Genomic DNA, 13,977 nt, shown 5'->3' with positions numbered 1-13,977 from the left:
CTTTTAGACAGGTGCGTGCCCCTCAGCCGAACTTGGCCGCCCGCTTGAGCTGGGAAGCTGCCGTCGCGAGTTCCCGCACCCTGTCGAAGTTGCCGGCGCGGATGGCGTCGGTCGGCACCACCCAGGAGCCGCCCACCGCCACCACGTTGGGCAGGGCCAGATAGTCGCCCGCATTGGCCGGGCCGATACCACCGGTCGGGCAGAAGCGCAGGTGGGGCAGGGGGCCGGCGATGGACTTGAGGAAGGCCGCGCCGCCCGAGGCCTCCGCCGGGAAAAACTTCAGCACCTCGAAGCCCAATTCCGCCAGCCGCATGGCCTCGGAGGCCGTGGCGCAGCCGGCCATGACCGGGATTGGCGCCTCGGTGAAGGCGGCGGCAAGTTCCGGCGTCGTGCCGGGGCTGACGAGGAAGGTGGCGCCGGCCTTGATTGTCGCCTCGATCTGCGCGCGATTGGTGACGGTTCCGGCGCCGGCGATGGCGCCTTCCACCTCGGCCGCGATCAGACGCAGGGCTTCCATCGCCACCGGCGTGCGCAGCGTCACTTCGATCAGCGGCAGGCCGCCTTCCACCAGCGCGCGGGCGAGGGGAACGGCGTCTTCCAGGCGTTCGATGACCACGACCGGCACCACCGGGGCCTTGGCGACGAAGGGAAGGGGGCTCGGAAGGCTCATGAGGTATCTCCGTTAAATCGTTTGAAGCGCAGTCCTGCCGTCGTGTCGAGCCCCAATCGCTCCGGTCATCCCACGTCGAAGGTCACGCCTTGGGCCAGCGGCAGGCGGTTGCCGTAATTGATGGTGTTGGTGGCGCGGCGCATGTAGCCCTTCCAGCTGTCGGAGCCCGCCTCGCGCCCGCCGCCGGTCTCCTTCTCGCCGCCGAACGCGCCACCGATCTCGGCACCGGAGGGGCCGATGTTCACATTGGCGATGCCGCAATCCGAGCCTGCCGCCGAGAGGAACCGCTCCGCCTCGCGCAGGTCGGTGGTGAAGATGGCGGAGGCAAGGCCCTGCGGCACCTCGTTGTTGAGGCGGATTGCGTCGGCGAGGTCCGAATAGCGCAGCACGTAGAGGATGGGCGCGAAGGTCTCTGCCGCCACACTGTCCGTCTGGGCGGGCATCTCCACCAGCGCCGGACGGACATAATAGGCATCGAGGGCGAACTCGGCCCCAAGCCGCTCGCCGCCAATCACGGTGCCGCCGGCGGCGCGCGCCGCCTCCAGCGCCACCTGCATGGCCTCGAACGCGCCGGCATCGATGAGCGGACCCACCAGCGTGCCCTCCTCGCGCGGATCGCCGACGCTCACGGAGGCGTAGGCCGACTTCAGGCGGGGCAGGAGCGCGTCATAGACGCTCTCGTGCACCATCAGCCGACGCAGGGTGGTGCAGCGCTGGCCGGCCGTACCCATGGCTGCGAACGCGACGGCGCGCAGGGTCAGATCAAGGTCGGCCGAGGGGCAGACGATGGCGGCATTGTTGCCACCCAGCTCCAGGATCGACCGCCCGAAGCGCTGCGCTACCCGTGGTCCAACATGGCGGCCCATGGCGGTGGAGCCGGTGGCGGAGATGACCGGCACCCGCCCGTCGTCCACCAGCGCCTCGCCGGCGGCGCGGCCGCCCAGCACCAGCGTCGAAAGTCCTTCCGGCACGCCGCCGAAGCGGGCGGCGGCACGGGCGAAGATGGCGTCCACAGCGAGGGCGGTGAGCGGCGTCTTCTCAGACGGCTTCCACACGACGGAATTGCCGCACACGAGGGCCAGCGCGGCATTCCACGCCCACACCGCGACCGGAAAGTTGAAGGCGGAGATGACGCCGACCACCCCCATGGGGTGCCACGTCTCCATCATCCGGTGATCCGGCCGCTCGGTGGCGATGGTGAGGCCGTGGAGCTGGCGGGAGAGGCCGACGGCGAAATCGCAGATGTCGATCATCTCCTGCACCTCGCCGAGGCCCTCGGAGGTGATCTTGCCGGCCTCCAGCGTCACCAGCGCCGCAAGGTCGGCCTTGGCGGCGCGCAGCTCCTCGCCGAACAGGCGCACGAGTTCACCCCGACGCGGTGCCGGCACCATGCGCCATTGGAGGAAGGCTTCATGGGCGCGGCCGATGGCGTCCTGAACAGCTGGGGCGTCCATCTCCGTGATGCGGGCGATGACTTCCCCGGTCAGCGGCGTCACCGCCGCGCGCCCGCCCTTGAGGCGGTCGTCCGGGATGCCGAGGCGCGCTAGCAGGGCATCTGCATCCGCTTCGATCTCGCCGGTGCCGGGAAAGCGCGCCACGGTCGTCTCCTCGTTCTGATTTGCCCTGTTCTAGCCGTCCTCTCGGCCGGCGGGAACCATTGGGCGCGGCCGGAGGTTTCAGCCGAGGGGGCGAGGCGCGCGTCGAGGCGCGCCCTTCAACTTGCGCGGAGGAACCAAAATGCCCCACGCCACCAACCCCGAATCCATCGGCACCGATCCCGCTCATGCGGCCAACGCGCTGCAGGGCCTCTCCGACACCGAACGCGACCGCATCCGCTGGCGCGCCCATGCGCTTTGGCGGGAGGACGGCTGCCCCCAGGGCCGCGACCGGGAATACTGGGAGCGCGCGGAGCTGGAAATCCTGAAAGGCCGGCGTTCTTACTGACGGAGGCTTTTTATGCCTGCAAAATCAAAGGCCCAGCAGATGGCGGCTGGCGCCGCCCTCTCCGCCAAGCGGGGCGAGCGCAAGAAATCCTCGCTCAAGGGCGCCTCCCGCGAGATGGTGGACTCCATGAGCGAGAAGGAGCTTCATGACCTCGCCGCGACTAAGCAGAAGGGCAAGCACGCTCATGTCTCCCATGATTGAGCGATGAGCCGGCCATGGCGCCGCGGGCCTTCTGGAAGGGCTATCTGAAGCTCTCCCTCGTCACCTGCCGGGTGGCCATGACTCCGGCCACCTCCGAGCGTGAGAAGGTGCGCTTCCACACCCTGAACCGGGAGACGGGCAACCGCATCGTCTCCCGCTATGTGGACGAGGTCTCCGGCGAGCCGGTTTCTGAAGACGACGAAGCGCGCGGCTACCAGACCGGCGACGACAGCTATGTCCTTGTCGAGGATGAAGAACTCGACGATGTCGCGCTGGAGTCCACCCGCACCATCGACATCGAGAGCTTCGTGCCGCGAGACAGCATCGGCTGGGTCTATCTGGACAAGCCGCACTATCTCGTGCCCGACGACGAAGTGGGCACGGAAGCCTTCGCGGTGATCCGATCCGCCATGGAAGAGACGAAGACGGCCGCGCTCTCGCGCCTTGTCATGTATCGCCGCGAGCGGGGCGTGATGCTGGAGCCGCGGGGGCGCGGGCTTATTCTGTGGACCCTGCGCTACGGCGACGAGGTGCGCCATTTCGATGGTGCACCGGAGGCCGCGGAGGCGCCGGACAAGGCGGCGCTGGGTTTGGTCAAGAAGCTGATTTCTGAGCGTGCGCAAGCGTTTGAGCCCGAGATGGTGCACGATCCCGTGCAGGAAGGGCTCATCGATCTCATCGCTTCCAAGCGCAAGAAGCGCCCGGCGAAGAAGGCGACCAAGCCCGCCGCGGAGGAGCCAACGGGGGGCGATGTGGTCAGCATCATGGATGCGCTGCGCCGGAGCCTTTCGGCGCAGAAGGGCAAGCGCAAATAGGGCGCGCCCGCCTCACGCGCCCGGCAGCGGCACCGCTGCGGCGCGGAAGTCTCCCCACGGGTCGCGGACGAGATTGATCAACCGTGCCAAGGCATTGCCCACGTTGAAATGCTGCGGGCCGATGGCCTCGCCCAGCTCGTCCCACGCCAGCGGCATGGACACCGGCGCCCCCGGCCGAGCCCGTGTGGAATAAGGCGCCACCGCGGTCGCACCGCGCTGGTTGCGCAAATAATCGATAAGAATCCGGCCCTTGCGCTTCGCCTTGCTGATGGTGGCGACGAAACGCTCCGGGCTGTCCGCCGCCATCTCCTCCGCCATCTGCTTCGTGAAGGCCTTCAGCCGGGGCCACTCCGCCTTGGGCGAGAGCGGTGCGCAGACGTGCAGGCCCTTGCCGCCGGAGGTTTTCACGAAGGCGGAAAGCCCTTTTGTCTCAAGTCTTTGCCTCACCTCCTCGGCGGCGGAAATCACGTCCCGCCACGGCACGTCATCCCCCGGATCAAGATCCATGGTGAGGAGGTCGGGCCGCTCCCAGTCCGCCAGTGTGGCGCCGAAGGGGTGGATCTCCAGGGCCGCACCCTGGACCAGGGCGGTCAGGCCGTCGAGGTCGCGGATGGCGAGGTAGGGGGCTTCGTCCTTCGCCTTGGGATCGGCGACCTGAAGGATGTTCTTGTCCAGTCCCTTCCACGGGTGCTTCTGGAAAAAGCGTTGACCGTCAATGGCTTCCGGGCAGCGCACCAGCGCGAGAGGGCGGCCGGTGACGAAGGGGGCCATATGGCGCCAGACCTGCGCATAATAGTCCGCCAGTCCCTCCTTGGTGAGGCCGACATCGGGCCAATAGACCCGGTCCGGATGGGTAAGGCGCACCCGGCGTTTCGGCGGAGGTGGATCGGAAGCCTTTGTTTCAGACTGACTTTCCCGTACGATCTCGGTGGCCGGCTTGTCCTCCCGCAAGCCGCGGAAGGCGGCGTGGCGCAGGTGGCCGTCGCCGGTCCAGGCGCCGAACTCCACCTCCGCCACATGGAGCGGCTGAACAAAGGTGACGCCCCGCGCCTCGTCGGCGGTGAGCTTGCCGGAAAAGGGGGAAATTTCAGTCTTTTCAGAGGCTAAGAGCTTGTGGAGATCGGCTGCGACCCGCTGTGTGAAGCCGGTTCCGACCCGCCCCACGTAGCGCAGCTTGCCGTCCTCGAACACCCCCAGCACCAGCGAGCCGATGGCGGTGCGCGAGGTGGTGGAGGGGACGAAGCCACCCACCACAAACTCCTGTCGTTCCAGACACTTGGACTTGATCCAGTCGCGCGTCCGGCCGCTGTGGTAGGGGGCGTTCTTGAGCTTGGAGACCACCCCTTCCAGGCTCAGGCGGCAGGCGTGGGAGAGGACGAGGGCGCCGTCGTCCTCGAAATGGGCGCTGTAGCGCACCTTGTCCCCGGTTTCGCCCACCAGTTTTTCCAGTAAGTCCTTGCGATCCCTAAGGGGAAGGGGCGTCAGATCGTGGCCGTCGAGGTGGAGAAGATCGAAGACGTAATAGACGAAGCGGTCGCTCCGCCCCTCCGAAAGATCGGCCTGAAGGGCGGAGAAATCGCTCGCGCCATTACCGGATTCCACGACGATTTCACCGTCGAAAAGCGCGGTTCGGATGGGGAATCGGTGGAGTTCGGCAGGGATGCCGGTGCCGAATCTGTCAGTCCAGTCGAGTCCGGTGCGCGTCAGCAGGCGCACCTTCCCGTTTTCGACCCGCGCCTGGATGCGGTAGCCGTCGAACTTGATCTCGTGGAGGTAGCGCGTGCCGGCCGGCGCCTTCGTCGCCAGAGTGGCGAGGGCGGGGGGCACGAAGGTGGGGAGGGGGGCGGCCTTCGCCCCCTTGGGCAGGGGGAGGGGGGTGCCGCTGGTGCCCTTCGCACCATCGGGCGGGGGATCGTCGGCGGGCTGCGCGGGGGACTTCGCCGCGGTGGGTTTTCGCGCGGCTTTCTTCGCACTCATCCCGGACTTCGCGGCCCGCTTCTTTTGCGGCGGGTCATCGGCCGAAAGCGCGTCCACGTCGCGGCCGGAGACGACCGACAGCGGCTCTTCCTCCAATATGTCCGGCGCGCCGTCCGGCCGGGCGTATTCGTCCTCGGCCTTGATCAGCAGCCAGTTCTCCTTCTTCTCCCCCTTGCGGGGCGCCATGCGCACCAGATGCCAGCGGCCGTGGAGCTTTTCGCCGTCGAGGGTGAATTCCATGTGGCCCTTGGCATAGGCCTTGAGCGGGTCGCCGATGGGGGTCCAGGTGCCGCGATCCCAGATGATGACGTTGCCGCCGCCATACTGGCCCTTGGGGATGGTGCCCTCGAAGCCGCCATAGTCGAGAGGGTGGTCCTCCACATGCACGGCGAGGCGCTTCTCGCCGGGCACGAGGCTGGGGCCGCGGGTGACGGCCCAGCTCTTCAGCGCGCCGTCCATCTCCAGCCGGAAATCATAGTGCAGCCGCCGCGCCGCATGTTTCTGGATGACGAACGAGCCTTCCGGCCGCGCGGCCTCGCCCTTCGCTTTCCGGCGACCGGTGCCGGAGGGCTCGGGGGTGGCGGCGAAGTCGCGCTTGGCGCGGTAGCGGTCGAGGTCGGCCATGGCTCAGCCCGCCTTGCGGGTGGATTTGCGGGCCGGCGCTCGCTTTTCGATGGACGCCTTCGCAGACTTGCCCTTGGCCGGCGCCGTCTTGCCGCTCCCACCCGTCGCTTTCGCGCTCGCGCGCAGGGCGGCGAGCAGGTCCACCACCTTCTCTTCCTTGCGCGGCGCCGCCTTGGGCAAGGGCTTGCCCTCCATCTTGGCGCGCACCAGCTCGGCGAGAGCGGTTTCGTAGCGGTCCTGATAGGCGTCGGGATCGAATTTGCCCGCCTTGGTCTTGATGATGTGGGTGGCCAGCTCCCGCATCTCGGCGGTGATCTTCACGTCAGGCACATCGGCGAAGGCTTCTTCCGCCGGGCGCACCTCGTAGTCGAAGGACAGGGTGGAGGCGAGGAGCGCGCCGCCTTCCCCGGCGGGGCGGATGAGCAGCTTGCGCACGCGGCGGAACAGCAGCGCCTCGCCCAGCGCCGCCACCTTCTGCGCCGCCATTCCGCGCCTCAAAAGGTCGAACACCTCGGCGGCGGCCTCATCCACGGGGGCGAGGAAATAGGGGCGGTCCAGATACACCGTGTCGATGCCGTCGCACGGCAGGAAGGCATCGATGGAGATGGTCTTGTCGTTGTCCGGCAGCACGGCCGCCGCCTCTTCCGGCGCGATGGTCACGTATTCGCCCTTGGAGACCTCGTAGCCACGCACCTGATCGTCGGTCTCGACCGGCTGGCCGGTCTCCTCGTCAACATATTGCCGGCGTAGGCGATGGCCGCTCTTGCGGCTCACCATGTGCAGGCTGATGCGCTCGGAGGTGGAGGCGGCCGCATAGAGGCCGACGGCGCAGCTTAGCGCGCCGACTGTGAGAAACCCTTTCCAGCTCGCCCGTGGCGCCATCTCGCCCCTCGTTGCAGGCTTTCTCTCAACGCCGCTCAGAGCACACCCGCGCGGGGGCGCGGGCAAGGGAAAATGCGCTCGGTGCTCGGGTCTCCCCTCTCCCCTTGCGGGAGAGGGGCCGGGGGTGAGGGGGACAGCCTGTCCCTTTGTCCCGTCCGCCGCTCTCGTGGCGCCATACCCCTCACCCCAACCCTCTCCCGCAAGGGGAGAGGGGGCGCTGCGGGCCATCCCCGACATCACCCATGCAGCCGCCGCGCGTAGAAGCGCGCCAGCAGCCGCGCCTCGGCCTCGGACCCCGCGCGGATGGGGGCGGAGGCGTCGTCCAGCACGCGCCACGTCCAGCGGCGGTCGTGGCAGTCGAGGCGGGCGACGGGCATGCCGTCGCAGACCAGCACCTCGGTGCCCGGCGCCTGCGCGCGCCATTCGAGGATGGGCTCGGAGCCGGGCGGCGCGTGGAAGAAGCTGCCGGCTTCGTGGAAAAAATGGCGGACGGGTCCGCGGTTCGCGCCATCGTGGTGCATGGTCAAGTCTCCTTTGCAGAACCAAGTGGCCGCGCGGCCCTTTGGTTCCGCGCCGGTGCGGCGGAGGCCTTTGATTTGGCGCCGTTGCGGCAGTGCCCTTTGGTCTTGCGCCGTTGCGGCAGTGCCCTTTGGTTTGGCGCCGTTGCGGCGCTTGGCAGCCCATGCTGTAGAAGAGGTTTCCGGAAGGAGATGCGGGATGGTCGCGTTCTACGATGCAAGCGAGGTCGAGGCGGCGCTGACCTATGAGCGTCTGGTGCCGGCGCTGCGGGCGGCCTTCGCGGCGGCCGAGGTGGAATCGCCGGTGCGCGGCGTCCACCATGTGGGCAATGACGAGACGCCCGGCCGGCTGCTCACCATGCCGGCGTGGCGGCCGGGGGCGGTGTTCGGCGTGAAGCTCGTGAACGTGTTCCCCACCAACGGCGCGCGCGGGCTGGGCGCGGTGCACGGCGTCTATGCCCTGTTCGATGGCTCCACCGGCATCCCCACCGCCATCATCGAGGCCGATGCGCTCACCAACCGGCGCACGGCGGCGACCTCGGCGCTGGCCTCCACCTTCCTCTCGCGCATGGACAGCGAGACGCTCACCGTGGTGGGCACCGGCAATCTCGCCTTCCAGCTGGCGCAGGGCCATTGCGCCGTGCGGCCCATCCGCCGCGTTCTGGTGTGGGGCCGCGCGCCCGCCCGCGCCGCCGCCATGGCGGCCGATCTCGCGGCGCTGGGCCTGCCGGCGGAGCCGGTGAGCGACCTGTCCGCCGCCGTCGCCGCCGCCGATATCGTCACCAGCGCCACCACCTCCGACGATCCGCTGGTGCTGGGGCAGGACGTGAAGCCCGGCACCCATGTGGACCTCGTGGGCGCCTTCACCCCCACCATGCGCGAGAGCGACGACGCCCTCATCCGCGCCAGCGACGTCTATGTGGACACCTATGCCGGCGCCCTCGGCGAGGCCGGCGACCTGCTGCTGCCGGCGGCGGCGGGGGTGTGGTCCACCGATCAGGTGAAGGCCGACCTCTACGAGCTGTGCGGCGGCACGAAGGAGGGGCGCACGGACCCCAAGGCCATCACGCTGTTCAAGTCCGTGGGCGCGGCCATCGAGGATCTCGTAGCGGCGGAGCTGGTGGCGGGACGGCGGGGGTAGCGGCGCCTGGCTCCCCCGCTCGTTGCGCCGGGCTGGCGTTCAGGCGGTGGCCGACAGCGCGGCGTCGAGCGCCTCAATGACGCGCTTATCGTCGGGTGCCACGTTTGGCGCGAAGCGGGCGATGACGCTGCCGTCGCGGCCCACCACGAACTTCTCGAAGTTCCAGATCACGTCGGACGTGGCGGGTGCGGAGCGGCCGCGGCTCGACAGGAGCGCGCGCATGGCCTCCGCGCCCTCGGCCTCGGGCTCGGCCGCCACCAGCGCGTCATAGAGCGGGTGACGGTTGGCGCCCGTCACCGAGATTTTTTCGAACATGGGGAAGGTGACGCCATAGGTCAGGCTGCAGAAGCTGGCGATCTCGCTTTCGGTGCCGGGCTCCTGCCCGGCGAAATCGTTGGCGGGGAAGCCGAGAATTTCGAGCCCCTCGCCGTGGCGCGCCTCATACAGCTTTTCCAGCGCCGCATATTGCGGGGTGAGCCCGCATTTGGAGGCGACGTTGACCACCAGGAGCACCTCGCCCCTGAAATCGCCGAGCGTCGCCGGCGTGCCGTCGATGCGTTTCAGGGGGATGTCGAACAGCGTTTGGGACATGGGAGCCTGCCGGGATGCGTTGCGTCGATGTGTTGCGTCGGCGCGCAGGCTAGCACGCCCTCCGTTACCTGCGCAGATCCCCCGGCGTCAGGTGGTCAGGCGTCGCGCTCCAGCGCGGCAAGGCGCATGTAGAGCGTCGAGCGGGCGATGCCGAGGCGGCGGGCGGCGCGGGTGAGGTTGCCGCCGCAGGCGTCCACGGCAGCGCGGATGGCGGCTTCCTCCACGGTGCGAAGGTCCGTCGCGGGGGGGCGTGGCCGCAGCGGCGGTGGCGATTTCCGGCGGCAGATCGGCGACATCGATGGGCGTATCGGCGCTGCCCATGGCGATGAGCATTTCCACCACATTGCGCAGCTCTCGCACATTGCCCGGCCAGGCATAGGCCGCGAGCGCCGCGCGGGCGGCGTCCGTGAAGCGCGGGGCGGGAAGGCCGGCGCGGGCGGCGGCGCTGCGGCCGATGTGATCGAGCAGCAGCAGCACGTCGTCGCCCCGCTCGCGCAGCGGCGGGATGCGCAGGCGGAGGGCGGCGATGCGATAGAACAGGTCCTTGCGGAACCGCCCGGCCGCAACCTCGCCGGTGAGGTCGCGGTTGGTCATGGAGACGAGGCGCAGATCCACCCGCCGCCCGGTGTGGCCGCCGACGCGGTAGACCACGCCGTCCTCCAGCACGCGCAGCAGGTAGGATTGCAGCTCCAGCGGCATCTCGCCGATCTCGTCGAGGCAGAGGAGGCCGCCGTCCGCCGCCTCCACCTTGCCCTGCTTGCCGGCGGCGTCGGCGCCGGTGAAGGCGCCCTTCTCGTAGCCGAACAGCTCGCTGGCGATGAGATCGCGCGGCAGGCCGCCGCAATTGAGCGGCACGAAAGGGCCAACGGGTGCGCGCACGCCGTGGATGGCGCGGGCGAACACCTCCTTGCCCACCCCGGTCTCTCCTTCCAGCAGGATGGGCAGGCCGCTCTCCGCCATGCGGCGGGCCTTGGCCTTCACCTCCTCGATGATCGCGCTCTCGCCGATGATGGCGTCGAACGACAGCGGCTCCAGCTCCCGTTGCGGATCACGCGGTGAAGGCTTGGGGCGGCGTGCGGCGTGGAGCACCACCACGCCGCCGATCTCCTCGCCGTCCTCGCGCACGATCTCGACGCTGGCGCCGGGCAGGAGCTGGGCGATGCGGGCGGCCCAGGCGTCGGGCGTCACGTCCTTCAGGGCAGTGAGGCGGCCGTCAGCGATGAGGCGATCCGAGCGGCGCGCGGCCTCCTTCAGCGCGCGGTCGGTGGAATAGATGAGCGCGCCGGAGCGGCCGAAGGCGAGGATTTCCTCGGTGAGCCAGAGCGAGCGCTTGGAGAGGAAATGGCGCAGCACCTGCTCGTGCTCCATCTCCATGCGCCGGCCCAGCACCGCCTCGATCTGGTGGGCGAGGGCCACCGCATGGGCGAGGTTCTGCGGGTTGAAGGTGTCGGTGGAGCCGGAAATGTCCACCGCGCCGATGATCTCCCGGTCGAAGGGATGGCGCACCGGGGCCGCCGCGCAGGTCCAGCGCTGGACCGGGGCGCAGAAATGCTCGGCGGCGTGGATCTGCACCGGCCGCCCGCAGGCAAGCGCGGTGCCGATGGCGTTGGTGCCGATCTCGGCCTCGCACCACAGGCCGCCCTGCTGGAGCTTCACCTCCTGCCCGGTGTCGAGGGCGCGCGCATCCCCCTCCGCCTCCAGGATGGTGCCGTCGGGGTCGGAGAGGATGAGCATGGAGTGGGCGTCGGAGAGCAGGTGGCGCGCCTCTTCCATGGCGAGGCGCGCGGCGGTGACGAGGCGGTTGTTCTGGTGGCGGCGGCGGAACAGCTCCGCCTCGCTGACCACGGGGGCGGCCGCGCGGTCGGCGGCGATGAGATGAAGGCGGGAGCGCTGCCACGACGCCATCACCGCCGGGCGGATGACGGCGGAGGCGGCGCCGTCCTGGTGAAACTGTTCCCAGGCACGCGCGATCTCGCGATGTGGCACCAGCTCTGCCCTCCGGGCCGGGCGGCGCGGCGTTCCCGTGGTCGCGCCGCCTGAGCCATTGGCCGGCAGGCCGCCTTGGCCGGTGGCCGAGGTGCCCGCAGGCGGGTTCACTCCCTGAAATGCCGCGTTCTGACCGCCGGCATCGAGGCCGGCGGCGGCGGCTTTGGCGGGAGAATACGCGCACTTTCATGCCGCTCGCAAGTCCGGCCGGCCGCCCCGCGGCAGTCGTCGTCTGAAACGATCCGGCGGCGGACAACAAGTGTCCGGAAATCGGACAGTCGAAGACTTCCAGATTACATGACGCATTGCACAAAGATCAGGAGAATCCTCGCATTTATACAGTCGAGCGCGGATGGCACGCATCCTGCCCCTCATGCTGCGAGCCGGCACCGAAAAGCCAACGCCGGCACGACAGGGAGGAAACCAGCGTGAACGTTCCCGTGGGAAACCTGCGCAGCGTCCAGGTGCTCGGCATCGATGCCGGCGGCACCATGACGGACACCTTCTTCGTGGACCAGGACGGCGACTTCGTCGTCGGCAAGGCCCAGTCCACGCCGCAGAACGAGGCCCTCGGCCTCATCGCCTCCTCTGAAGACGGGCTCGCCAACTGGGGCATGTCGCTCCACGACGCGCTCGCCCAGCTTCAGACCGGCGTCTATTCCGGCACCGCGATGCTCAATCGCGTGGTCCAGCGCAAGGGGCTCAAATGCGGCCTCATCGTCAATCGCGGCATGGAGGATTTCCACCGCATGGGCCGCGCGGTGCAGAGCCATCTCGGCTATGCCTATGAGGACCGCATCCACCTCAACACCCATCGCTACGACCCGCCGCTCGTGCCCCGCCAGCTCACCCGCGGCGTCATCGAGCGCACCGACATGATGGGCAGTGAGGTGATCCCCCTGCGCGAGGCGAGCGCCCGCGAGGCGGCGCGCGAGCTGATCGCGGAGGATGTGGAAGGCATCGTCATTTCCCTGATGCACTCCTACAAGAACCCGGTGAACGAGCGCCGCGTGCGCGACATCGTGATCGAGGAAGTGGAGAAGAGCGGCAAGAAGATCCCGGTCTTCGCTTCCGCCGATTACTATCCGGTGCGCAAGGAAACCCACCGCACCAACACCACCATCCTCGAAGGCTACGCCGCCGAGCCCTCGCGCCAGACGCTCTCCAAGATCTCCAACGCCTTCAAGGAGCGCGGCACCAAGTTCGACTTCCGCGTGATGGCGACCCATGGCGGCACCATCTCCTGGAAGGCGAAGGAGCTGGCCCGCACCATCGTCTCCGGCCCCATCGGCGGCGTGATCGGCGCGAAATATCTCGGCGAAGTGCTGGGCTACAAGAACATCGCCTGCTCGGACATCGGCGGCACCTCGTTCGACGTGGCGCTCATCACCCAGGGCGAGATGACCATCAAGAACGACCCGGACATGGCCCGGCTCGTGCTCTCGCTGCCGCTGGTGGCGATGGACTCGGTGGGCGCCGGCGCCGGCTCCTTCATCCGGCTCGATCCCTACACCCGCGCCATCAAGCTCGGCCCGGATTCGGCCGGCTACCGGGTGGGCGTGTGCTGGAAGGAGAGCGGCATCGAGACCGTCACCATCTCCGACTGCCACATGGTGCTCGGCTATCTGAACCCCGACAACTTCCTCGGCGGCGCGGTGAAGCTCGACCGGCAGCGCTCGGTGGATGCCATCAAGGTGCAGATCGCCGACAAGCTCGGCCTCTCGGTGGAAGATGCGGCGGCCGGCATCATCGAGCTGCTGGACTCCGATCTGCGCGATTACCTGCGCTCCATGATCTCGGGCAAGGGCTATTCGCCCCAGAGCTTCGTCTGCTTCTCCTACGGCGGCGCCGGGCCGGTGCACACCTATGGCTATACGGAAGGCCTCGGCTTCGAGGACGTGATCGTGCCCGCCTGGGCGGCCGGTTTCTCCGCCTTCGGCTGCGCGGCGGCGGACTTCGAGTATCGCTACGACAAGTCCCTCGACATCAACATGCCGCCGGACGCCCCCGAGGCGGACAAGGTGAAGGCGGCTGAAACCCTTCAGGCGGCGTGGGAGGAGCTGACCCGCAACGTGCTGGAGGAGTTCAAGCTGAACGGCTATTCGGCCGATCAGGTGACGCTCCAGCCCGGCTACCGCATGCAGTATCGCGGGCAGCTGAACGACCTGGAGATCGAGAGCCCCATCGCCACCGCCGGCACTGCCGCCGACTGGGACCAGCTCACCGACGCCTTCAACGCCACTTACGGCCGCGTCTATGCGGCCTCCGCCCGCTCGCCGGAGCTGGGCTACTCGGTCACCGGCGCCATCATGCGCGGCATGGTGCCGATCCCGAAGCCCCGCATCCCCAAGGAGCCGGAAGAGGGCGAGACCCCGCCGGACGAAGCAAAGATCGGCACCCGCAAGTTCTATCGCAAGAAGAAGTGGGTGGATGCGCAGCTCTACAAGATGGAATCCCTGCGCCCCGGCAACCGCGTCATGGGCCCCGCCATCATCGAGTCCGACGCCACCACGTTCGTGGTGCCCGACGGTTTCGAGACCTGGCTCGACGGGCATCGCCTCTTCCACCTGAAGGAGGTGTGAGGGCAGGACTCCGTCATGCCCCCTCTCCCGCACCGGGAGAGGGGAG

Annotated in this window: 12 protein-coding genes and 1 pseudogene; 5 read left to right on the top strand and 8 right to left on the bottom strand. The window is 68.6% G+C overall.

Annotation, left to right across the window (positions count from 1 at the left end):
- Positions 1-22 precede the first annotated feature (22 nt).
- Together eda and amaB are read right to left on the bottom strand one after the other, a co-directional pair.
- The gene (gene eda, locus EJ105_RS12635) at positions 23-670 is read right to left on the bottom strand and encodes a bifunctional 4-hydroxy-2-oxoglutarate aldolase/2-dehydro-3-deoxy-phosphogluconate aldolase (RefSeq protein ID WP_250166615.1); all 648 of its coding nucleotides are present in this window, start codon (positions 668-670) and stop codon (positions 23-25) included.
- Positions 671-735: 65 nt separating this feature from the next.
- Positions 736-2,241, bottom strand: a complete 1,506-nt coding sequence (amaB, locus tag EJ105_RS12630; RefSeq protein WP_394042179.1) for an L-piperidine-6-carboxylate dehydrogenase — start codon at positions 2,239-2,241, stop codon at positions 736-738.
- A gap of 166 nt (positions 2,242-2,407) precedes the next feature.
- On the opposite strand from amaB, the gene EJ105_RS12625 reads away from it, so the two are divergent.
- The 3 genes from EJ105_RS12625 to ku (EJ105_RS12615) are packed head-to-tail and all read left to right on the top strand — an operon-like array spanning position 2,408 to position 3,630.
- Complete coding sequence (locus EJ105_RS12625; RefSeq protein ID WP_051679165.1) at positions 2,408-2,614, top strand: DUF2934 domain-containing protein; 207 nt, start codon at positions 2,408-2,410, stop codon at positions 2,612-2,614.
- 12 nt (positions 2,615-2,626) lie between these two features.
- Positions 2,627-2,815: a DUF3008 family protein gene (locus tag EJ105_RS12620; RefSeq protein ID WP_250166613.1), complete on the top strand. Its 189-nt coding sequence runs from the start codon at positions 2,627-2,629 to the stop codon at positions 2,813-2,815.
- A gap of 14 nt (positions 2,816-2,829) precedes the next feature.
- Complete coding sequence (gene ku / locus EJ105_RS12615) at positions 2,830-3,630, top strand: non-homologous end joining protein Ku (protein ID WP_250166612.1); 801 nt, start codon at positions 2,830-2,832, stop codon at positions 3,628-3,630.
- 12 nt (positions 3,631-3,642) lie between these two features.
- On the opposite strand, the gene ligD is transcribed toward ku (EJ105_RS12615), so the two are convergent.
- The 3 genes from ligD to EJ105_RS12600 all read right to left on the bottom strand — a co-directional run bounded on the left by ligD (position 3,643) and on the right by EJ105_RS12600 (position 7,634).
- Positions 3,643-6,231 carry a DNA ligase D gene (ligD, locus tag EJ105_RS12610; RefSeq protein WP_250166611.1) on the bottom strand — a complete coding sequence of 863 codons (2,589 nt, stop codon included), beginning with the start codon at positions 6,229-6,231 and terminating at the stop codon, positions 3,643-3,645.
- A 3-nt stretch (positions 6,232-6,234) separates the two neighbouring features.
- Positions 6,235-7,113, bottom strand: a complete 879-nt coding sequence (ku, locus tag EJ105_RS12605; RefSeq protein ID WP_250166610.1) for a non-homologous end joining protein Ku — start codon at positions 7,111-7,113, stop codon at positions 6,235-6,237.
- 236 nt (positions 7,114-7,349) lie between these two features.
- Positions 7,350-7,634, bottom strand: a complete 285-nt coding sequence (locus EJ105_RS12600) for a hypothetical protein (protein WP_250166609.1) — start codon at positions 7,632-7,634, stop codon at positions 7,350-7,352.
- 196 nt (positions 7,635-7,830) lie between these two features.
- On the opposite strand from EJ105_RS12600, the gene lhpI reads away from it, so the two are divergent.
- Complete coding sequence (gene lhpI / locus EJ105_RS12595; protein WP_250166608.1) at positions 7,831-8,772, top strand: bifunctional Delta(1)-pyrroline-2-carboxylate/Delta(1)-piperideine-2-carboxylate reductase; 942 nt, start codon at positions 7,831-7,833, stop codon at positions 8,770-8,772.
- 39 nt (positions 8,773-8,811) lie between these two features.
- On the opposite strand, the gene EJ105_RS12590 is transcribed toward lhpI, so the two are convergent.
- The 3 genes and pseudogenes from EJ105_RS12590 to EJ105_RS12580 all read right to left on the bottom strand — a co-directional run.
- Complete coding sequence (locus EJ105_RS12590; RefSeq protein WP_250166607.1) at positions 8,812-9,363, bottom strand: glutathione peroxidase; 552 nt, start codon at positions 9,361-9,363, stop codon at positions 8,812-8,814.
- 95 nt (positions 9,364-9,458) lie between these two features.
- A complete protein-coding gene (locus EJ105_RS12585) occupies positions 9,459-9,659 on the bottom strand; it encodes a helix-turn-helix domain-containing protein (RefSeq protein ID WP_250166738.1) in 201 nt (66 codons plus the stop codon).
- Between the two features lie 10 nt (positions 9,660-9,669).
- Positions 9,670-11,349 (bottom strand): annotated as a pseudogene (locus tag EJ105_RS12580) (sigma-54-dependent Fis family transcriptional regulator); the annotation flags it as partial.
- Between the two features lie 428 nt (positions 11,350-11,777).
- On the opposite strand from EJ105_RS12580, the gene EJ105_RS12575 reads away from it, so the two are divergent.
- On the top strand, positions 11,778-13,931 hold the full coding sequence (locus EJ105_RS12575; protein WP_250166606.1) for a hydantoinase/oxoprolinase family protein: 2,154 nt from the start codon (positions 11,778-11,780) through the stop codon (positions 13,929-13,931).
- Positions 13,932-13,977: the final 46 nt, after the last annotated feature.

Source organism: Xanthobacter aminoxidans (genome assembly GCF_023571765.1).
In the GTDB taxonomy this organism is placed as follows: domain Bacteria; phylum Pseudomonadota; class Alphaproteobacteria; order Rhizobiales; family Xanthobacteraceae; genus Xanthobacter; species Xanthobacter aminoxidans.
The sequence above is the reverse complement of the archived record's forward strand: the minus strand, read 5'-3'. Positions and strand labels throughout refer to the sequence as shown.